This window comes from Mesorhizobium sp. M7A.F.Ca.CA.004.06.1.1, assembly GCF_003999135.1.
In the GTDB taxonomy this organism is placed as follows: domain Bacteria; phylum Pseudomonadota; class Alphaproteobacteria; order Rhizobiales; family Rhizobiaceae; genus Mesorhizobium.
Genome location: NZ_RZPQ01001386.1, coordinates 1 through 562 on the forward strand (window position 1 = coordinate 1; position 562 = coordinate 562).

Sequence of the window (562 nt, forward strand, 5' to 3'; positions counted from 1 at the left end):
CCTCGAGGCCCGGCAGGTCCGACGCGCCGGGCGGCGGCGGATAGGCGCCCTTGCGCTGCTGGATATCGGGCCGGTTGACGCCGGCGGCATGCACCTTGATCAGGATCTCGCCGGGGCCGGGCTGCGGCACGTCGCGTGTTTCCGGCTTCAGGACCCGAGGGCCACCCGGCTCCGAGATCGCGATGGCCGTCATCCTTGCCGGAATTTTCTGTCCGCTCGCCATGAGATTTCCCGTCTTTCCTCGCCGTTGTCCGATCGGCTGTTTGCATCGACGCCCCTGCCCTATGTATGCTGATTGCCAAATCAGGCAAATGGCCAATCTGGTCTTGGCGGAGGAGGAGCGACGATGGCGATCTTCGACGACGAACCCAAGAAGAAGTCACGCCCGCACGAGATCGGGCAGGACCTGTCACTGCTTTCCGTCAGCGACTTGACCGAGCGGATCGGTATCCTGCGCGACGAAATTGCCCGCCTGGAAGCCGAACTCAAGGCCAAGGACACCACCAAATCCGCGGCCGAAGCACTGTTCCGCCGCGGATAGGCGCGCTGGCGCAAAGCCCGC

The 562-nt window shown here is 64.8% G+C and carries 1 protein-coding gene and 1 pseudogene; one reads left to right on the forward strand and one right to left on the reverse strand.

Annotated elements, in window-relative coordinates:
• Nucleotides 1–223, reverse strand: a pseudogene (locus EN906_RS36500) (NAD(P)H-quinone oxidoreductase); the annotation flags it as partial.
• Nucleotides 224–346: 123 nt separating this feature from the next.
• Here EN906_RS36500 and EN906_RS36505 point away from each other — a divergent pair.
• Complete coding sequence (locus tag EN906_RS36505) at nt 347–541, forward strand: DUF1192 domain-containing protein (RefSeq protein ID WP_127269295.1); 195 nt, start codon at nt 347–349, stop codon at nt 539–541.
• Nucleotides 542–562 lie beyond the last annotated feature (21 nt).